Origin of the sequence: Alkaliphilus hydrothermalis (assembly GCF_016908555.1) — a bacterium.
Lineage (GTDB): Bacteria > Bacillota > Clostridia > Peptostreptococcales > Natronincolaceae > Alkaliphilus > Alkaliphilus hydrothermalis.
In genome coordinates this window covers 172,036-193,865 of sequence record NZ_JAFBEE010000002.1, presented here as the reverse complement: position 1 = coordinate 193,865, position 21,830 = coordinate 172,036, and the positions used below count along the sequence as shown (strand labels likewise).

17 protein-coding genes are annotated in these 21,830 nt (G+C 35.6%); all 17 read right to left on the bottom strand.

Annotation, left to right across the window (positions count from 1 at the left end):
- Positions 1-383 precede the first annotated feature (383 nt).
- The 17 genes from scpB to JOC73_RS02635 all read right to left on the bottom strand — a co-directional run bounded on the left by scpB (position 384) and on the right by JOC73_RS02635 (position 21,819).
- Entirely contained in the window at positions 384-950 is a 567-nt protein-coding gene (scpB, locus tag JOC73_RS02715; RefSeq protein ID WP_204400310.1) for an SMC-Scp complex subunit ScpB, read from the bottom strand.
- Positions 951-973: 23 nt separating this feature from the next.
- Positions 974-1,720 carry a segregation and condensation protein A gene (locus JOC73_RS02710; RefSeq protein ID WP_204400309.1) on the bottom strand — a complete coding sequence of 249 codons (747 nt, stop codon included), beginning with the start codon at positions 1,718-1,720 and terminating at the stop codon, positions 974-976.
- 9 nt (positions 1,721-1,729) lie between these two features.
- Positions 1,730-2,368 (bottom strand): site-2 protease family protein, encoded by a 639-nt coding sequence (locus tag JOC73_RS02705; protein WP_330613068.1) that lies wholly within the window; start codon positions 2,366-2,368, stop codon positions 1,730-1,732.
- 1 nt (position 2,369) lies between these two features.
- On the bottom strand, positions 2,370-4,985 hold the full coding sequence (locus JOC73_RS02700) for a CBS domain-containing protein (protein ID WP_204400308.1): 2,616 nt from the start codon (positions 4,983-4,985) through the stop codon (positions 2,370-2,372).
- A 94-nt stretch (positions 4,986-5,079) separates the two neighbouring features.
- A complete protein-coding gene (locus tag JOC73_RS02695; RefSeq protein ID WP_204400307.1) occupies positions 5,080-9,525 on the bottom strand; it encodes a coiled-coil domain-containing protein in 4,446 nt (1,481 codons plus the stop codon).
- A complete protein-coding gene (locus JOC73_RS02690) occupies positions 9,503-10,267 on the bottom strand; it encodes a DUF6063 family protein (RefSeq protein ID WP_204400306.1) in 765 nt (254 codons plus the stop codon). The genes JOC73_RS02695 and JOC73_RS02690 overlap by 23 nt, the downstream gene beginning before the upstream one ends.
- A 4-nt stretch (positions 10,268-10,271) precedes the next feature.
- The gene (locus JOC73_RS02685; protein WP_204400305.1) at positions 10,272-11,744 is read right to left on the bottom strand and encodes a hypothetical protein; all 1,473 of its coding nucleotides are present in this window, start codon (positions 11,742-11,744) and stop codon (positions 10,272-10,274) included.
- Entirely contained in the window at positions 11,741-12,814 is a 1,074-nt protein-coding gene (locus JOC73_RS02680; protein WP_204400304.1) for a Wadjet anti-phage system protein JetD domain-containing protein, read from the bottom strand. Before JOC73_RS02680 ends, JOC73_RS02685 begins: the two co-directional genes overlap by 4 nt.
- A gap of 167 nt (positions 12,815-12,981) precedes the next feature.
- The gene (locus tag JOC73_RS02675) at positions 12,982-14,145 is read right to left on the bottom strand and encodes a D-alanyl-D-alanine carboxypeptidase family protein (RefSeq protein ID WP_204400303.1); all 1,164 of its coding nucleotides are present in this window, start codon (positions 14,143-14,145) and stop codon (positions 12,982-12,984) included.
- Positions 14,146-14,256: 111 nt separating this feature from the next.
- Positions 14,257-15,432 (bottom strand): phosphopentomutase, encoded by a 1,176-nt coding sequence (locus tag JOC73_RS02670; RefSeq protein WP_204400302.1) that lies wholly within the window; start codon positions 15,430-15,432, stop codon positions 14,257-14,259.
- Between the two features lie 250 nt (positions 15,433-15,682).
- Positions 15,683-16,567, bottom strand: a complete 885-nt coding sequence (gene xerD / locus JOC73_RS02665) for a site-specific tyrosine recombinase XerD (protein WP_204400301.1) — start codon at positions 16,565-16,567, stop codon at positions 15,683-15,685.
- Between the two features lie 223 nt (positions 16,568-16,790).
- Positions 16,791-17,426: a stage II sporulation protein M gene (spoIIM, locus tag JOC73_RS02660; protein ID WP_330613066.1), complete on the bottom strand. Its 636-nt coding sequence runs from the start codon at positions 17,424-17,426 to the stop codon at positions 16,791-16,793.
- A gap of 119 nt (positions 17,427-17,545) precedes the next feature.
- Complete coding sequence (locus tag JOC73_RS02655; RefSeq protein ID WP_207755039.1) at positions 17,546-18,088, bottom strand: NUDIX hydrolase; 543 nt, start codon at positions 18,086-18,088, stop codon at positions 17,546-17,548.
- A 171-nt stretch (positions 18,089-18,259) separates the two neighbouring features.
- Entirely contained in the window at positions 18,260-19,330 is a 1,071-nt protein-coding gene (locus JOC73_RS02650; RefSeq protein WP_204400300.1) for a DUF3866 family protein, read from the bottom strand.
- Between the two features lie 78 nt (positions 19,331-19,408).
- Complete coding sequence (locus JOC73_RS02645) at positions 19,409-20,218, bottom strand: MraY family glycosyltransferase (protein ID WP_204400299.1); 810 nt, start codon at positions 20,216-20,218, stop codon at positions 19,409-19,411.
- An 11-nt stretch (positions 20,219-20,229) separates the two neighbouring features.
- Entirely contained in the window at positions 20,230-20,916 is a 687-nt protein-coding gene (locus JOC73_RS02640) for a glycosyltransferase family 2 protein (protein ID WP_204400298.1), read from the bottom strand.
- A 36-nt stretch (positions 20,917-20,952) separates the two neighbouring features.
- The gene (locus tag JOC73_RS02635) at positions 20,953-21,819 is read right to left on the bottom strand and encodes a copper transporter (RefSeq protein ID WP_204400297.1); all 867 of its coding nucleotides are present in this window, start codon (positions 21,817-21,819) and stop codon (positions 20,953-20,955) included.
- Positions 21,820-21,830 lie beyond the last annotated feature (11 nt).

The window sequence follows — 21,830 nt, the reverse complement described above, 5'->3', positions numbered from 1 at the left end:
ATTAATGAGATGGTCCTTTTCTACTATTTAAACAGAATTAGCAAAATAGAATTAAAAAACCATAGGAGCAATATCTCCTACGGTTTAAATATACATAGTTAATCTTTAGACTCTAAACATGAAAAAATTTAGACTAACTTTATTCAACAGCCTCCGAAGGATAAGTCCAGTGCAATTTATCTAGTTGTTTTTCTCTCACTAAAACAGTCGTTTTCATATTGTACCAACCTCCTTCAAATTTATATTTTACTAACCCACAATATCTATTATAATTGATTATGAAAATTTTGTAAATATAATTGTTGAAATATTTAAAACATTTTATAATACATCAAAAGTGTTTTGAGATATTTAAATTTATAAGTCTCCTTTACATTGGTGTATTACTTCTTAAAGAGAATATCCTGTACTTCCTCCTCCACATCTTCAGTCAGAAGTTGAAATTCACCGATGGGTGGTAAATCCTTTAAAGAGTTTAGTCCAAATGCCTTTAAGAAATTAAGGCTGGTACCATATAATATGGGTCTACCTGTCTTTTCTAGTCTCCCCTTTTCCTCTATCATTTCTTTTTCTAATAGGGTTGAGATGGCCTTATCACATTTCACCCCCCGAATCCCCTCTATTTCACCTTTAGGTATGGGCTGTTTGTAGGCAATAATGGCTAAAGTTTCAAGGGCGGCTTGGGTAAGCCCTTTATTTTGCTTTGGCTCCAATAGCTTCTGAATATATTCATAATGCTCTGGTTTAGTTGCCATCTGATAATGTTCATTCATTTTAATAATCTGTATTCCCCTACGATTATAACAATAATCATCCATCATTTCCTTTAGGGTTTCTGCTACTACTTTGTCCTCCACCTCTAGTACTTTCGCCATTTCCCTTAGGGGCAAGGGGTCAGACCAAGCAAAAAGTAGGGATTCTATAATTGACTTCATTTGCTCACTGTTCATCAATACAACACCTCTAGATTTATTTATGATATATTTTTTAGATTGACTTCAATTTCAGTAAATGACATTTCCTGTCGCACACTGATTTTCTTTAATTTAATTAATTCCAAAAGGGCTAGAAAGGTAGTTATCATTTCATTCCTACTTTCTAATTCTGCAAATAAGCTATTAAATTTCAAAGTCGAAGTTAGAGAAAGTAAATCTAGTATTTCATTAATTTTTTCATCGATGGTAAAGGCATCCCTCTGCATCTGATGGAAAGTATTTTCCCGTTTATCTCTGATATGCTTTCCCGACAACATCTTCTCCAAAGCTGTCATTAAATCTGACATTTCAAGATTCTCCAACAGCTTGCAGTGATTTTCCTCCACCTCGAAAATAATTTCTTCACGGGGCTTAAAGTATAACTTTTTAGACACATCTTCCTTCTCCCTGAAGACCTCCGCCGCCATCTTGTATTTCTTATATTCCAGTAATCTTCTTACCAGCTCGTGTCTTGGATCTAATTCTTCAAATTCCAACTGTACATGGTCTACTACTTCAACGGGTAGGAGCATTTTAGATTTAATTTCCAACAGAGTCGCTGCCATTACCAGAAATTCACTGGTGATTTCCAAATCCAGCGTCTCCATAGCTCGAATATACTCCATGTATTGGTCAGCTACTTCATTGATGGGTATGTCGTAAATGTCAATCTCATTTTTTTCAATTAAATGAAACAATAAATCAAAGGGTCCTTCAAAAGCTTGTAGTTTAATATTATAGGCCATAGTTACCCCCTAGACAAAGAAAATTAGTATATTATTAAACAGTAGATTAAACAAATACTCTACAGCAGGAAAAAGGACATAATCTGTCACGTCAAAATATAATAACCCCAACAGAATCACATAGGAATATTTCTGGTATCGATAATAGTATTCCTCCCAGTGTAATGGTAAAAAGCTTAGTATAATTTTAGAGCCGTCCAAAGGTGGAATGGGTAAAAGATTAAATACCGCTAAAGCTAAATTAATAACAATTCCATTTAATAGTATATCAGCAATGTACTGATTCTCTCCATTCCTCATATAAAAACCTAAACCAATAGTCAAAAGAACAGCCAGAAAAAGATTCATGACTACTCCTGCAATTGAAACAACAAATGTCCCCAGCTTATATTTTTTAAAATACCTTGGGTTGAAGGGGACAGGCTTTGCCCATCCAAATCCTGCCACCAACAACATAATGAATCCAAAGGGGTCAAGATGAGCAATCGGGTTTAAGGTTAAACGCCCCGCATTTTTAGCCGTCGGATCCCCCATTAGATATGCCGAATAACCGTGGGCAAGCTCATGAAGTGTAAGCCCTAGTAAAATACCTGGTAGCGTCAACATGATTGTTCTCAAATCTAAAAAATCTCCACTAAACAGATTCACCCTATTCCCCCCTTAATTTTTCCAATGCTTTCATAGCATAATTTAGTTCATCATCTCGACTATAGACAAGCCCCTTCACCTTCGCCCTCAATACTTCATCTAGAATTTTTTTATATATGGGTCCTGGTTTTATCCCGATGGCCTTTAGGTCTTCTCCACAGATTTCACAATTAACATCTCTTAATTTCAAAGTATAAAACATTAGGTAGTGCTGAATATATGGGTCATTACAGTCATTGTAGTAGAAGATCATTTCCTCTAATTTTAGAGGCTTTAATGCCTGATACAATGCAAATTTATCCAAATCCTCTTCTTGTAAAAGTTTATAGAGACTGCCCTTGTTTGTCAACGAAGGTTGTACCAGCTTCACTAGGGATTGGGTGGCAAATTTATTAATTACCCCCTCCAAGCCTTCTGTAGGAAAGTTGGTGAGAAGCTGCATCAGTACAATTTGTAGGCGATTTACTGGCTGATAAAAAATTTCATTAAATCTTTCAATAGTATCATCTAAACATCTGATTTTCTCTAATGTATCATTATCTATCCGTAAATCCTTATGAAGAACCTGAAACACCTTGTAATTCTCCAAAAGTAAAAGGCTACGGCAGACACTTTTCTCCTGCAATATCAGTTTTAACTCCTCCCGAACGCGGTCATCACTGAGCTTCTCAATCATATGATCCTTAATCGCCTGTTGGATAAAGCCATGGGTTTCTCCTTCTATTTCAAACCCAAGACGAGAAGCAAATCGTATAGCTCTGAAAATTCGAGTAGGATCCTCTACAAAGCTAAGATTGTATAAAACTCGAATCTTTTTTTCTTTTATATCTTCAAGCCCCGCAAAATAATCTAACAATAGACCTTTGTTTTTCTTATTTAATTGTAGAGCAAGACAATTGATGGTAAAGTCCCTTCTAAATAAGTCACTCCAAATGGTGCTCTTTTCTACTTTTGGTAGGGCGGCAGGATATTCATAATACTCCCTTCTAGCAGATACGATATCAAGCTCTTGTCCATTATCTAATGAGATTAGAGCTGTTCCAAACTGATGGTAGAGGGTTATTTCACCCCTCAGCTTTTCATTTACTGCCTGTGCAAAGGCAATACCATCTCCTTCTATGACAATATCAATATCAAAGTTATGCTGCTGTAGTACAAGGTCCCGCACAAATCCCCCCACCACATATACATTCTTATTAAGTTCATCCCCTACCCTTCCAGCTACATCAAGAATATGACGTACATCTGTTGGTAGTTTCTCTATTAAAGCATAGCAATCTAATTCCTCAAGGGCATCATCCTGATGGAACATCTTCTTGTACCAATTTGGATGATTGTTACCATACAACACCTTCAATAAATCAGTTCTAGTAACAATTCCTATGAGTCTACCCTCATCAATTACAGGAAGCCTACCTATGTTATGCTTGAGCATTAATTCATTGATTTCAGTTATTGAGGTATCCTTAGGAATAGAAAGGATATTCCTTGTCATAAAGCCTTTTACTGGAGCGTGTCCTAATCCATGAATGATGGCTTTGTCTATATCGGTTCTCGAGATAATTCCAATCAGCTGGTCTTCTTTGACCACTGGCATCCCAGTATGTCCATATCTCAGCATGACTCGATTAACTTCCCTTACCGACATATCTTCAAAAACCGTCTTGACAGGATAGCTCATGATTTCCTTTGCTGTGACTTTTGGCTTCGTGTTCACCCTTAAGGATTGTAACAACAACTCTTTAATACCTTGAGGGTCTCCATCTTTTATTGAAGCTGAAGCCGCCTTTCGATGACCACCGCCTCCAAATTTGCTTAATACCAACGGAATGTCAATATCCTCTACAATACAACGACCTACGATATAGCATCGATCCTCCATTTTTACTACTAAGAATATTCCATCACATTTTTTTATGTCCAGCAGTTTTTCTGCCATACTTCCTAAATCACCTATGAAGTCCTCTACTATCAAGGTAGAAAGAATAATTTGATACCCATTTATATCTACAGTTTCAAGGCTATTAATAATAGAAGAAAATAATTGGTCCTGTTCTGGCGCCAATGTATTCCTCATGACTTCACTGACTACACCTAAATTCGCCCCATTTTTTAATAAAAAAGCCACCACCTCAGCATCATGATGGGTGGTATGACTAAATGTAAGGCAGTTTGTATCCGTATAGATTCCTAATGCAAATAAAGTGGCTTCAAAGGAGGTGATTGGAATACCCCTTTGGATAATCTCCTCCAACAGGATAGTAACACAAGCTCCATATTTCTTAATAATCTGATGTCCTTTTTGAATACTATAGTCCCCCACCATATGATGATCATAAACGGTTATTGGAATATCCGACTCCAATAGGTCTTTAAATTTTCCAATCCTTTTAGCTGAATTGACATCCACTATAAAAAGTTCTTCCACCTCTGAGAGGTTCAGTTTTCCAGCTTGAGAAATAGGTAATACGTTTTTGTATAGAGTAATAAACTCCCTTACTTCCTCCTTTAGTTTTCCTGTAAAAAACATTGTTGCATCCGTATGTAGTTTTAAACAGGCAACCATACTGGCTAAAGCATCAAAATCTGTATTTTGGTGACTAACAATAACCTTCAATTTTTTCACCCTTTACTTAAGCGTTTTATGCACAAACATTTATATATATTTTTTTTAACAATCATTTAAACAACTACTTTATATTATATCATACTCATTTTATTACCCTTCCTCCATGGACAATCTTTCCGTCCTGAACCTTTAACTCCCAAAACACTGGGAATCTTTCACTAATCTCTACTTTAATAATTTCAGGAGCTGCAAAGCAAATCAATTGAAAGTTCAGCTTTCTTGCTATCTCAAATATTGGATCTAAAACATGCTTAGCTGAGGCTTTGCCAAAAGGATTATCTAATATTAGTACTGTGGAAGGATTTTCATTTCCAACGGTTTTCTTCTTAAAACTCATAAGCATCATGATTACAAATGTATTTACAGAAAGAGTTTGTCCACCAGATCCTTCTGGCAAATCCCCCTCTCCCTTATTAATCGCCTCCCAAGTGGTATAATACTCTTCCCTTGCCCTAGCATATCTAAATTCATTTTTCTCAGACATCTTATATACCATTAAGGTTGGATACCTACCTTTGAGGCCTTTTGAGAAAATCGTTTTATCCCCCATGATATCCCTCAGAGTACGATCATCAATGCTGGAAATTTCCTCATTTTTCTCAAGCACCTTAGATATAGATTCAATAAAATATTCTTCTAATAGATATTCAATTTCAGATACTTCCTTTGGTAACCCTTCCGCCCCCTTCAATTTGACTAATGGGAATGCATAACCCTGTTCATTAACATAATTCATACTGGCAACCATACTCTTTAGGGCTTCTATCATTCTAATGATATGAAGTGATGCTCTATGGGTCCATTGTTTCATCACGTCTTCTGCTTTTTTCTTATCTTTTGATAGCCTCAAAAGCTCCTCTTGAAAATGTTTCTCCATACTATTAAAAGATGTGAGATTGCTTTTAAATTTATCAATATTTGCTTCCTTAATTGTGTTAACAATCTTTTCCTTTAGTTTATCCTCTTCTAGTTTTGAAGTGATTACCTTAATAAACTTAGATTTATATCGTTCCCCCTCTAGTATTGTTGCCTCCATTTTCCTTTTATTACTGTCACATTTCCTTAGCCACTCCTCAACAACTGTATCTGGAGATTCTTTGACTTTAGCTGCTAAAAACTGTTCTCTTTTTCCTTTGTTTGGTTCCAATGGATATCCAGTTTTTATTCTAGAAAGATTGATTACTATCTTTGTTTTCATTTGATTGTGCTTTAGTAACTCATCATCACATAGTTTTAAATATTTTTTGTTTGACTCAATATCTCGTTCTACGTTATTAATCTCACTTTTAATATCCTCAATTTCTATTTCTAGTAGTATAGGTGCTTTATTATGATTTTTCATTATTTGCTCTTCTTTATTTTCTAATGTTTTTCTACTACTCTTAATACTTCCTTTTGCAGTATCTACTATTGATTTTAGTGTGGTCTTTTCGTTTTCAAGTTGCTTGATTTTCTTATCAATTATTTTTATAATCATTTCAATCTCTATTAACGGCAGATTTAAGTAGGGAAAGTTAGCCCAGTTACTATCTAATTTCTCTAATTCATCAATAAATCTTCCAAGATCTTTGTTAAGATATTTTAAATCCACGTCTATAGTGGCAATCTGACTATCTTTATGGGCGATATCTTCATCCACGATTTTTCTCTCGGTTACCAGAGCTAATAATTTATCCTCCTCCAAAAAAAAGCTAGGCGGCCTGTGATTTGAATAAGTCTGATCAATTAAAGTATTATAAGTTGCTTCTGGATAAACCGATTTTACTCTGTTGAAAAGATTTTTAATACTCACATTCCATTCATTATATCTCCCTGTAATCGTATCAAGTTTCTCCTTAATCTCTTCGTTTGCCATATCTATATCCGAGATTAATTGCTTAATATCAAGCAACTCTCTTTTAACAGATGTAATCTCTAATCTATCCTGATTGACTTCTTGTATTTTTTCAATATATACTTCAATCTCTTTGATAGAATTTTTTAATCCCTCTAATTTGCTTTCGTTTTCAACATATTCCCCATTTAATTGTTTCAACTTACCTTCTGTAATTGTCCTTTCTTCTTCCTTTGATCCAATTACATTTACCAGATCAGCTATTGAGGCTTCTTCTTCCTTTAGATTTTGATTCAAAGTCCATGCTGTATCGTTTTTCTCAATAATATTTAACTCCTGTAGGATTTCTCCAATATCCTCTAAGTCCTTCTTGAGATTATTCTCTATGGAAGATAAGTTCTCCATCTCCTGCTCCATTGACTTTTTCCAATTTAGATATTTACTTTCCTCCACCAATCCATCAGCCAGTCCAGCAACCATCTTAAACAACCGATTTTCATTAGATTTCATTTGGGAACGAACATAGATAGGAACCATATTATTCATAAACAGATTCCTATTAATATTTTTCTCAATAATCTCCCAATCCCTTTGACTAGCGATAATTACTGAGTAGAGGATACCAGGTGTTTCATTGGCTACCTTCATCTTCTCCTCCTGGTTAAGGGCACTTAAATATTCAGGTCCAGTTTCCACATGGATATTTAATTTCTTTATTTCATCTTTAATTAAAATAACATCTTTATTGGGGATAAAGTAGTCTTCTTTATTCAAGGATTTGTCAATATTTTTCTCCCATATTGTCCTTTGGGTTTCTTCAAGGCTTTGCTTTTTATTTAACTCAAGTACCTTTAGGTCCCTTTGTTTTTTAGCAAACCAATCATGATTCAACAAACCACCTTCATAGCTCACAAATAATCGTTTAGAAACTTTTCTAGCGATTTCCAACTCATGTCGTTGCTGAAGATCTATTTTTGACTTCAGTTCTTTAACCCTGCCATCCTTCATCTCAAGGCTGTATTTTAACTTGACTAAATCATTATTAAAGGTGGCTAGTTTTTCTTGGTGATTCTTTATCCCATCGGATAGTCGATTGATACAACTAGTTATTTCCGTGTTTTCTTTGTTTAAATCATCAAGAATCCTGTCGGGAAAAGCTAATCTCATAAAATCATAATATTGTCCCAGCTTTTCCTTATATTTTTCTAGTGCTTCTTCTTTTAGGACAAATTTGTTAATCTTATTTTGTAATTCTTCCACCTTAGATTGATATACCTTCTTCTTCCTAGCATTTTCCTCCACAAGCTGTTTGATATAGTTTTTAAAACCCAAATACTGATTTTCATGATTGCTGCAATCATTTTTTGTTTTATCCCATTCCATCTCTATTTCATCGTCCAACTCATCAGCCCTTTGTTTCAAATCAGTAATATCTAATGCTGCCACCAGTCTTTCTTTTTCTTCAACCTTGCTTTTAATCTTCTCTTCTGTTTCTTTTTTGTGAAATACCTTCTCATTTATCTGATATAGAAGCAGCTCTTTTTCCTTGTCTTCAAGTTCATGGGATTTTTCATTGAATTGCTCTTCTGCTTCTAGAGCTTCCTTCTCAACAGCATCTAAGTCTCTTTTTTCTTTATTGTAATAGAGATTATTCTTTTTGAACTCCAAATTAATTCCTTCTTCTTTTCCCTTTTTTTCTGATTGATCCCATTTGTGGATTTCATGAAGTACCCGACTCTGTTCTTCCGATAAAATAAAATAGATGTCATTGCCCTCATCTATGAGCCTTTCCTTCATATCAATAAACCTCGAACCGCTATCGGCATTTTCTATCAAGGGTCTAATCTCCACTAAAAGATCTTTATATCCCCCCTCCCGCTTCATTAGTACTGGCAAATCCTTAGTAATAGATAAATTACTCCTAAACATTTCAATTAAATGGTCACCTTCATCATGGGTGTAATTTTTAATGTTCTCACTGATGACAGGAATAATTTTTTTATCAAAAATGGCCTTATTATCACTGGCTCCAATAAAATAATCCCCCGCTCCACCTTCTAGTTTGTTGATGGATTTTAAGTTAATCCATTCACTTCGATAAATCCCTCTATTGGCTAGATATTTATAATATTGGGAATCTGTTTTCCTTCCACTTGCTTGACTATATTTGATAAAATCTCTTTTACGCTCATCAATAAATGCCTCTAGTTTTTCAATATCCACAGCCTTCCCAGTTTGCTGGTCTACTAGAGGTAAATTCTCTACTGAAAAATAGCCCTTATTTTCATGCTCGTGGGTATATAGAAAATAGGATAGTCCTGTTTTTTCCTCTTCTTCTCCACTGGTGTTTTTGATGATTGCCTTTACAGCTATTCCAGTGATTAATCTTCTCTCTGGGACTGCATCTAACACCCACTCTAATACTACGTGAAAGGTAAAGGGATGCAGATTGTTTCTTTGATCATAAAACATTGATATAACTTTATTTCCGTGATTTTTTCCCCATTTGGTTTCTGGTAGCAGAATCTGAAAAATTAATTGCATCATTACACCTTTTCCACCGCCATTAAATAGGGTAAAGAGAGTATGGTCAGGTTGTCCTCCCTTTGTTAAATCAAAGATAGAATTTTCATGTTCCTTTTTCATGCCTTCGTATTTACATCCAGTTAATCTAATCTTCGATAATTTCGGCATCCTTTTTCTCCCCCCGTTCTTCTTTAATCAATTCCATGATCTCCTCATAACGATCTCCCCCGTGGTAAAGATGGTCAAGTCGTTCGTAAAGCTCTTCCTTTGGGATAATTCTATTCTCTCTATATAAATTAATAATTAAATTCTCCTGTTCTAAAGGTTTTAGAGCTTCATAAATAAATCCTAATCTAGTCTGGGATGACAAACTGAAGCCAATACCGTCCTTTGCTTCTTTTGAATGGGAGAGTTCCGTATGCCAAAGAAGATGGATATCATCTATGGCAATGGCAAAATCCGCAGAAAAGCTATCCTCTGTTTCATTTCTTTTCTTCCATGAATCCAAAGTGTTGGTAATAACTTCTTCTAACTTATAGTAGGATATCGCTGCATCTTCGATCCGAAAAGTAAATCGGTTTTCCCGATCTATCTCCGCTAAATATATACATATTATCATATTGGCTAAATAGAAATGTTTTTTCCTATCTAGTTTTTTATATTTCTCCTTCATTTGGCTATAGGTAGTTGCAAACATGGAATGTTCTCCTTTAGCTACTAAATGAAGGTTCTGACGTGTACCTAAAACCTTCAACCCACCTTCCTCTGCCATATTTTCGATAATTTCTTTAACTCCGTTATCTTCATAATATAGATTTGCTAATAGATCATTGGCTGGGAGGATTCTCTTGTTAAGTAAATGAAAAAATAATTCACTGGCTTTTTTAATGTCCTCACTGGTATAACCCATTGTCTCACTCCTTAATATAGATCCGATAGGGGGAAATATACAATTCATTCCAATTAAATCCTTCATCGGTATCCTCAATCTCAGTTAAAATTCGCTTACCCTGTAGGGCTCTAAAAATCGGATTCTTTTCACATAAGACTTTAAACAATTTAAGTCTTTCATCTTCTCCAACATACTCTAAGTCCAAAACAACCTCAGAAATAACAAACATCATAAATATATCAATATTTTCCCTTTGTCTTAACCATTTTTCTTTTTCTTCCCCATTCTTTGCATTTAATTGTTGAATAGAAAACTTTCCCGTATCTATTAGCGATGAAAAAACTTCTTCATAGAGTTCCACCAACAAGTCCCAATCCGTCTCTCTAAATTTCCATCCCTCTTCTATCTGAGGGTCTGATGGTTGCCTTTCTCTCCTTCTTGTTCTTACCATTTGCTCAGCCCAAGCCCATTCCAGAGGATAAACAAAGTCTGTTTCTGGAGAAAATAGAGGTGAAACGACCTTTTCCAAATCATCAATGCTATTTAGGCCATTTTTAACAATATGATTTTGCCAAATGTCTTTTTTAAAGCTATAGCTGGAAATATTCCAAAAAGTCTCAGGGTACTTTACTCTTATTTCAAGTTCTAAAGCCAAATTTTCCATAACATGCTTTGCTAAACTATCGTGTAGGCTCCTAGCCCTCTCCAGATTTTCAAACATGACTTCAGCTTCCCTCTTTTTGTCATCTGGTAGGGTATCGAACCTATTTTTCCAAGAAAGCATACTTTGAAAAACCTGCTGTTCTTCATTAAACTGTTCTTTGATTTCATCCTCAGTCCTTTTGCCTCGGATACTTCTATCAAAGAAAATATTTTGGGGATCTCTAATAATGTCCCGCCTATATTCCTTCTCCCTATTAATCAGTACCCTTACTCTTGCAACTAAATGATCAATGCTATTTTGTGCTTTAGAAAAATTACCTGTTTTAATTAATTGAAGGGTATAGAACTGCTCTAGGTCAAATCCAAATTCCTCTAAAATTTCCCTCGTAATAAAGATCATCTCTTGGCTTTCTTCCGTCAACATATATACGGTAGAGCCCCCTTGTTCCCAGTGACTATGTTCTCTATCCACCTTCAAATATCTAAAGGTATAGTCTACTTTACGATTGGTGCTCTCATCAAATACCCCTGTACTAAAGGCTTCTTGTCGGTTAGGGTCACGATACCAAAGAGTTCCATCTACAATTCTGTCTACTATTTCTCTACTGCCTTCCAAATCCATATCCCTAAGGATTTTTTCAGTAATGAAAACCATATCATTTCTAGTTCTATTATGATTTTCCCTAAGCTCCCTATGGAAAATATTTTGAATAAGTAAAAAACATATTTCATAAGCATATTCATTTAGATTACCCAAATCCATTCCTGTCCCCAACATACGGATAGGCTGCAGTTTCTTCATTCGATTAAAAAAACCTTTTTCTATGGTCATTCTCTCACCTTCACTAAATATTCATAGTTTATTAATTCTTGGGGGATTCTGAAGTCATTCTCCCAGATGTATAGTAATTTATTAAGCATATCATCATCTAAATATTGAGTAATTTCCGTTAAAAAAAAGTCTAGGTATAGTTGTTTTTTCTGTTGGCCACCTAAAGAGTAGTCCCTGTTACATACTGAAAGCAGATGAATATAGGCACTAAATTGCAATTTGATATTGAGCATTGGATATCGGGCTTTAAGCCTGTAATATATACCTAGTCCCTCTGAATCAAAATCCCCAAAATACAAGATCTCAACCTCTGACAGATTTGCTATCTCCTCCAGAAATGTCAAACTACCCTCAATTTTTTTCCCCTCACCATAGATCAAAGCATCAGGTGTGTAGCCAAAGATCTCTTCATATTTTTCAACAAACCTTTTATATGTAAAAAAAGTAGAATGATTTTCTAGGATTATGATGTTTTTTACATTTTGTACACCTCTATTCCAATGGATAAACATCTCCCCATATCGTTTCATCTTCAAATCTTCATTGGTTAACTTAAGCCTACTTAAAATTCCATATTTCCCTTTCAAAGTCTCTTTCTTCTGGATTAAAAATTTTTCATCATAAAAAAGTTCCAGAGAGCGTTCTTCTATGCTTGCCCATTTCTTTTGATCTCTATTTTTTATAAACCCATATATGTTCTCAATATATTCCCATTCCAAATCACTTTGAAGGGATGGATTTTTCTTATAATAGGCGAAATCCAAAACGTCAGAGTACTTGAGGATTTTTGAAGGATCCCAATTATGTTTGACTTCCTCTGATGTAATCTGCCACCTAGCTTTTAATGGAGGATTCATACGATTATACTCTGAAGCACCTATTTCTTTTATATGTTTTTTTTCTTTTAAGTCCATGATTTGATTGTAGAATTCATTATATCCACCTTTGTCTACATAATTCTGAACTCCCCTGCATCCTGTTATGACGTAACTTTCTAGAGTGGTGATATCAAACCTTTTTTTATTCTTACTTTCATATAAAGCTAGGAAGTTTTTTATCATTTTTTCCATAAACTCACCCTTATCTTTAAAATCTAACTAACTCTATTGCTTTTAACGGCATTTATCGGATATTGTGTATATTAATTATAGCATTCTAAGTATCTGACAGAAAGGTATTATTGCAAAATAAAACCCAGTAGCATTTTTGTACTGGGTTTTACATCATTTAAAATTTTTTATCTCCCTACAAATTTTCTTACCATTCTACTCAATATATCCATAATTGAAGCCTTTCCTACATCCTCAGCAGCCACAAGGTCAACCCGAGCCTTTTCCTTGCCATTTACTGTGACAATGACCTCGCCGATTTTTTCGCCTTTTGCTATAGGTGCTTGAACATATTGAGGCAAAATCACATCATGATCTATAGTACCTTCTTCTCCTTTTTTAACCAATAGCTTTAAATCTTCTTTAGGCATTGCTTCAACTTGTAACAATTTCCCTTTTTCAACAGGAACACTACCAGCAGCAGTATCCTTTTTGACAACATCCACAGAACTATAGTTGGCAAATCCATAATCTAATAGCTTTGCTGCTTCACTAAAACGAATAGGTGAAGTTGGAGCACCCATGATGACTGCAATAAAAGTTGTGTTCCCTCTAGTGGCAGACGCCGACAAACAATGTTTTGCAGCACTGGTATAACCTGTCTTAATACCATTGGCGCCATCATAGAAACGGATTAATCTATTTGTATTGACTAACTGTTGTACCGATTGACTTTTTCCAACTACGACTTCATCCATCCAAGTGGTAAGCCATTTATGAATTTCCTTATGCTTTAATAATTCCTTTGACATTAAAGAAATATCGTAGGCACTGGTAACATGTCCATCTTCAGGCAATCCATTTGTATTGACAAAGTTTGAATCCTTCATACCCAATTCTTTTGCTCTTTCATTCATCCTCTGAACAAATAGGTCTTCAGAACCTGCTAAATGTTCCCCTATGGCAACACAAGCATCATTGGCAGAACGGATAGCTATTCCCTTCATCAACTCTTCAATAGTTTTAACTTCCCCTGGTTCTAAGTAAAGTTGCGTCCCCCCCATACTAGATGCTAATTCACTGACAACTACCTTATCCTCTAGGGTAATCTTTCCTTCTTCAATTGCCTCCATGGTCAATAACATAGTCATGATTTTGGTTACGCTGGCTGGTGGTAGGGCTTCATGTATGTTTTTTTCGTACAGTACAGTTCCTGTGGCTGAGTCAATCAGTATTGCAGATTTTGCGTTGATATTAAAGGGCTGTGACGACGCATCTACTTGTGGCATGGAAAAGCTGATAATTAAAGTTATGATCAAGAATGCCCTCATTAATTTTTTTGTCAATTTCATCTTCTGATCCTCCTTTTTATTTGTATGAGTTTAGGTTTTCCATGTGGAAAGTTCCTTATACAACAAGGAGGATATTGAATTGGAAATATAATAGGTAATTTTTAGCACTAATTAATCTTTAATAATCATATTCTTAAAACTCTCACCCTTACCAGTATTATCGATTTCTAGCAAGTCAGATATAGTAGCCGCAATATCTGCAAAGGATTTTCTTGTTCCTAGGTTTACATTTCCCTTAATGGCATCACCATAAACAACTATTGGGATGTATTCTCTAGTATGGTCTGTACCTTTATAGGTTGGGTCATTACCATGGTCAGCCGTAAAGATGATTACATCCTTAGGCCCCATTGCATTTAGAATCTCAGGAATTCTTTGGTCCATATCCTCTAATGCTTTTTTGTACCCTACAGCATCCCTTCTATGGCCATATTTAGCGTCGAAATCCACAAGATTGGTAAAGATAATTCCTCTATTATTTTTTTTCAAATAATCAATCGTAGCATCTATTCCTGCCATATTATCCTTTGTATGTATCGCTTCAGTCACTCCATGTCCGTTGTATATATCCTCTATTTTCCCTACAGCAATTACATCCAATCCAGCTGTTTTGGCAATATCCAATAACGTCTCACCAAAAGGATCTAAAGAATAATCTCTCCTATTTGGAGTACGGGTAAAGGCTCCTACGTTTCCAACGAAGGGTCGTGCAATCACCCTAGCAACTGCATGGTCTCCCGTCATAATTTCCCTAGCAATTTCACACATTTTATATAATTCTTCTAGTGGAATAATCTCTTCATGGACAGCGATTTGGAATACGCTATCTGCAGAGGTATATACGATTGGATACCCTGTCTTCATATGTTCCTCCCCCAGCTCATCTAAAATCACCGTACCTGATGCTGGTTTATTACCTAATACTTTTCTACCGACTTTTTCCTCAAAGGCAGAGATAATTTCCTCTGGAAATCCCTCGGGGTAGGTATTAAAGGGCTCCGTCACATGCAGTCCAGCTAATTCCCAGTGACCAGTTGTGGTATCCTTTCCATTAGAAACTTCATCAGAACGACCATAGGCACCCTTTGGAGCATCCACAGCCGTTACGCCTTTGATTCCATCAATATTTCCCAAACCTAGACCTTGTAAATTAGGTAAGTCTAACCCACCTGTTGCCAATGCAATATTTCCAAGTGTGTTAACACCCACATCACCAAAAGCCTCTGCATCAGGTAATGCACCAATCCCCACACTATCCATTACAAAAAGTACCACGCGATTAACCATATGCAATCCTCCTCTATTTTTTTGTTATTATACCCCATAACTCCATAACTATAGGTGTATTCAAGTTCTATTAATTTATTTATGACTAAACTTATACTTCCATCATTACAGTTTTTCGAAGCGAATATGTAAAAAACACTATTCATAGCCATCTACTAGTAAGAAATTCTATTATAGCATAATTTTTGCTTTGGGGCAGCATTAAATCGTATGTATCCATTATAATTTAGTATAAAAACAGGACCTATTACTAGGCCCTAGGGTGTGCTTTTTTATATACATCTTTAATTTTATTCTTAGTTAGATTCATATAAACCTGTGTTGTTGATATATCTGAATGTCCCAGCATCTCCTGTACCGACTTCAAATCTGCACCATTTTGTATCAAATGGGTGGCAAAGGAATGTCTTAAGGTGTGGGGTGTGATACTCTTATCAATATTTGCCTTTTTTGTGTAGGCTTTTATGATTTTCCAAAAACCTTGTCTCGTAAGGCGATTTCCATGACAATTTAAAAATAAGGACGCCTCCTCCTTTACTCTGATAAAGGAGCTACGATATTCCTCAATATATATTTGTAGAACCTCAAGGGCAACAGAACCAATAGGAATAACCCTTTCCTTAGTGCCTGTAGAACACTTGATATAACCCATCTCAACATTAATATCATCTATATTTAAAGAGATTAATTCACTCACTCGAATACCAGTCGCATATAAAAGCTCCAGCATAGCCTTATCCCTTACCCCTTTTAAGTTAGAAACTTCTGGTTGACTTAACAGCATATCAATTTCCTTTAGAGTCAATATGCTTGGGGCTTTTTTCTCAGCCTTTGGAGACTCCAGATTGATGGTGGGATCTTGATTTACTAGATTATTTATCAGCAGAAACTGATAAAAACACCGAATAGAAGCTATATTCCTGGAGATTGTAGACGCAGCCTTACCTTTGTTTTGCAAATAAATCAAATAAGTAATAACCGTTGTTTTATTGGTATTAGTAAGACAACTAATATTATTTTCTTCTAAGTAAGTAGTATATTGCCTAATATCTCTCTTATAGGATTCAAGAGTGTTGGCGGATAACTTCTTTTCTGTTGTTAGGAAATCACTAAAACCTATAATTAATTCATACATTTAAAAAACTCCCTCTATGCAATTATAATACTCTAATTCGTGGAAACCTCTTAAATTCCTGCTAAAAATAAATTTTTTATTTAAACTGTAATATAACTAGTAGTATTAGCCCATATATTACATATTTTTCTCACAAATTTTTCATGTCCAAACAAAAAAAAACCAAAAATCGATTTTTTACAATACGACTTTTAGTTACTGTAGTTTAAATTTCATTATTTACTTAACCCATAAATCTTACAACAACTTTGATAAAAAAAGGAATAACAAAGGATTCAAGAGTCGATGCCACTAATAAAACCATCAATATTCCCATATGGATACCACTATAAATCATCATTTGCTTCCCATAGCTGAAATTCCGAACTTTGTTTATCTTTGCCTTCAGCACCATCATCGCAAAGGTTACGGATAAGACTGCTCCGAATATAAAGGTGGGAATGATAATGATATTATGGGGTAGTACCCCTAATAGGAATAATAATACCCCAAAAACCTTAAATTCCTCCAATAGCAATCCCACTGTAAACCCAATTACAAATCCTTTAAATCCTATTACTACTAAAACCACAGGAGCCGCTATAACTACTAATCCCAAGATCCAATTAAAAACAATTAACTGAGTATTGTTTTTTATTGACTCCCTAAAAATACCCATAGGTTCTAATTGATCCTCGTTAAATAGTTGAAAAAATCCCTTTAGGTAAGATACCAATTCTTGCTTTTGATGGGGATCCACTGCTTTTACCGTAAAGGCCCCTACAGAAACGCCGATTAAAAAGCAAAGCACTACTATAAAGTATACTGCTAGATTTTCTTTGATATGTTTTTTTAACATTTCCATCATTTTGTTCGGCACAAAAAAAACCTCCTTGTTGGGCAATCTTATACTAATAAAAACAATATGCCCGATCAGAAGGTTTTATGCCTTGTCCTTGATAATATTGGACAAAATTAGGTCTACAGATTATTACGTTTTTATCGTTCCTGCAACAAAACATTTTGATAGTATAGGATAGCAACGATGGTTTTACTATCCTTCACTTCACCTTTTTTAATCAATTCAAGCATTTCCTCAAGGGTCAGGCTGATTACTTCTATGTATTCATCTTCATCTGGACAAGCCTCTCCTTGTTCTAATTCCTCCGCTAAATAAATATGTATCACTTCATTAGAAAACCCAGGGCTAGTATAAAAATCCAGCATTTTAGTTATTTTCGATGTAGTATATCCCGTTTCTTCCTCCAACTCCCTCAGGGCACAGTCCTTTGGGTCTTCATCTTTTTCGATTTTTCCAGCTGGAATTTCCAACAAATCCCCCTCCACTGCTTTACGGAACTGTTTTACAAAAAGAAGCTTCCCATCAGGGGTTACTGCAACAACTCCCACAGCCCCTCCATGCTCTACGATTTCCCGCTTTGAATATTTACGGTCTGGTAGTTCCACCATATCTACCCGAAGATTGATTACCTTTCCTTCATAAATCCGTTCGCTCTTTACGGTTTTTTCATTTATAGTCATAATTCTCCCTCCCTCTCAATATAATATAGAACTACTTAAAAATGGGGTGATATTTATGGTTAAAAAAACTGAAGACAAGCTATTTTATTGTGGAAAAGCCCATCAATTACTAAAGCTATTAGCTGAAATAAACAAAGAAAGTATAACCCTTAAGGATTACTTAAAATCGAACTAAATCAATGTCATTCCATAGCTGGCGGCTGCTCCACAGGTTAAAAAGAAGGCAGCATCCTCCTTTACACCTCTTCCCATAGTACTTACTGTAAAATCAAAGTGTTCTAATGCATCAAAAACAATGTTACCATTCTCTTCTACAATATAGTGTTTCTCATCTATTTTCAAGTTTTTTATTTGATGATGAACCAGCTCTCTTTCCTGACCCACAAGAAGGGGAAGTACCACTCGGGATTTTCCTCTGCAAATTTTATCTAAAACAGTTAGACTATGATGACTGATTCCCTTATGGCGTTCTCTACCATCAGCAAAACTTATTCTAGGTACTGCGATGGGAATTCCCCCCAAAACCTCAACTGCATCGAGGTTAATTCCTTGTTCAATCCCTGTAAAACCAAAGGGGGTTCCAGTGCCCACAATACCAGGTCCCATGACAACAATGGCAATATCACAGAGAGCTATTTCCTTAGCAGCTATCAATCCATTATACACATTTACACATTCCAAGTCACCCCCAAAGGCATGACCAATGGTGATAGTTGTATCTATTATACCATTTTTCTTTAATAATTCCACCGTATTACTAAGGGCAATGGGCAATGCAGCTCCATCTGTCATAATATAGGCTATTTTTATCTGGGGATTTAAGTATTTCAACGTAGCCACCAGGGGCATCAACATGCTATGTAATGTCCCTACCAATACAGGCATTGTCCCTAAAGACTCAAAATCAAGAAAAGCCCTATGATATTGGCTTTCCTGCTCTTCTGCAGCAAACACTTTTATCTGCTGAGGCGTATACCGCAGCTTCATAATATGTCCACCCATTGGCATTTCCTTTTGTTCTTGAGCTAGATTGTGGAGAACGAAATGATAACCACCAGTACCCAGTCCAAGTTTTACTGCTGTGGTATTTAAAATGACCGGATTCCCCACTTGTACTTCTCCCGTCATCTCATCATAGTTAATGGCCTTCTCTTTCCTACCATCTACTTCCACTAAAATATCCGTTCTTTTACTGTGTTTCTTAATTATTTCCTTTACAGTCCCTTTTTCTATACTAATCAATGGATCACCTCTTCTTTAATACCTACAATCATACTGCATTATCAATATACCTTTACTTTAAGCATTCTTTAGCATCATTTAGTTCCTTCCAAGTTCATCTAAATAACTTAACACTCTATTTCCTCCAATAATTTTCGTAATAGAATATTTTTCTGCTACAATATGTACTGCAATCAACCCTATTAAAATAATCACCTTATATGTAGTGGTAAAACTTAGAGCTACAGCTATTCCTAATGTAATGCCAAGGGTATTTGATCCCACATCCCCCATCATGGCCCGTGACTTTAAATCTTGGGGAAAATATGCAATACTATATCCAGCGACTATGGCTAAAATCTCGATTGATTCTCTAGTGAGCCCCACAAACAAGAATACTAAAGCAATAACCCCAAAGGATTTAATCGCCCGTCCAGGTCTTAAATCCATTAGATTTAAGAGATTCGTCATCAAACCTATCACTAGAAAGTTAGCTATTAGTTGAAGCACATTGCTAGAGATTAAAAAACTGATTAACAGAGCAATCATTCCCCCCATTACCGCCTTAAACCCACCAGTGGTAAGTTTGCCTTTCAAAAGAGAACCAATATGCCCTTTAAAGCCTAAAGTATCTCTATTACCCATTAAATCGTCCACCATACCAACAAATGCCATGGTCATAATTCCTCCAAAATAAATTAATAGTACACCCATTTGGTGGGGATAGAAATATGTCAAAACCACAAAATGAATAATAAGTACAGGGATTAGAGTCATTCCCATCCCTACTGGTATTAAATCTCCTTTAAAATTTTCCTTCTTTATCTTCCCCTCCAAGAGCATCCCCCGAACAAATGGGAGGGATATTGATGATACAACTAAACTGCTAATCAACAATAATAAAATCATTTCCTCCCCTCCTATGGTTCTACAAAGGCTTTCTTTACAATCACCTTCATGATTTGATAAAACTGTTTTCCTCGATGACGAAACCCAGCCAAATCCCGTCCTGTCTCATGGTGGGTCATATCAACCTCCACCTCTATGATCTTAAAATTCTTCCTAAGTAAATCTATAGTCATCCCAATCTCTATGCCATATCCTTGGTCCTTTACTGGCACCTGCTGGAGTACCTCCTTCTTAAATGCCCTCTGTCCTGATAGGGCAGATATCACAACCTTTCCCGTATGAAGTTTTAATCCTAGTCTTACCAAGCCCTTAACTAGACCAAAACCTCCTTTTTTCTTTGCAGGGGGAAATCGCCCAATGACTACATCTGCTTCATTGTTCAATAGAGGTAGAACCAACTTATAGACTTCTTTACTGGACTCTCCCAAGTCTCCATCTAAAAAAACAATGATATCTCCTATTTTCATGGCCTCCTTAACCCCTGTTTGTAGGGCTGTTCCCTTCCCTTGATTTACTCCATGCTGAAGCAGATTAACCTCCTTGAACTTCTTAACCTCCTCCACAGTACCATCCTTCGAACCATCATCCACCACAATTATGGAATCCACCACATCAACAGCTATTAATCCCCTAATCGTATTCCCTATTCTTTCCCCTTCATTATAGACAGGTATTATAACAGAAACTATTGGCTTCAAAATTTCATCTCCTAATCACTTTGACTATGTACACTACTATTCTAATTCCCAAGATTCTTCACTTGCCTGTATATTTTCTATCTTCTTCAGCTCCAATATGAGGGATATTTGTCCCATTGGCGTATTGATATGATCTACTGCCGATATATCCATTCGCTTGTAGTGGGGTAAGTATGAGTATCCTACATCTCCCCGCTCAACACCTACAACAGTAATTAAGTTCTTCAAACATTTTCTAATAATATCCAAATCCACTGTCTCGACTCTTTGGTCCGGTGCAATACCACCTCCAGCCAGTACAACATTTTGAATTGGATTTTCTTTTAGCTCTACTAGATTCCCAGTCAAATGGACAAAATCCTCACCCATAAAATAGCTGAGTAGCTGACTAATTTCACCAAAAGTTAATAAATTTACCACCTCTTGATTGATGGCGGAAATTAGTTCTTTGCTGTCCGCAACAGTTAAATGAAATCTATTATTTATTTCGTTGATTTCTTTATCTGTTAGTGCAAAAACCTTGTTGGCGTATTGTATCTCAATCGGTACGTTAGCACCAGACTTTTCTAGGGTTGAACGTATATCTTTATAATAATAATCCTCAGAGGTAATAATAATACCAATATTAAGCCCTCTGAGCTTCTCACTGGTCATCTCCTGATAAACATGATCTATAAAAGCAATATTCTTTTCTTTTTCCTTCACTAACTTGTCTATTTCTTGAGTAAAGTATACCTTTTCTTTATTCAATTCACTAAATTTTTCCTCTAATGCCTCCACTATGATTTCCTGCTGACTAATGTATAGCCCATCACTATTAATGTTAAACCCGATAACAATCCCTATTCCTAAGGCTATAAATATGGAAGCAATGGTTATTACATAGTATCGCATATTAATCATTTTCATCCCTC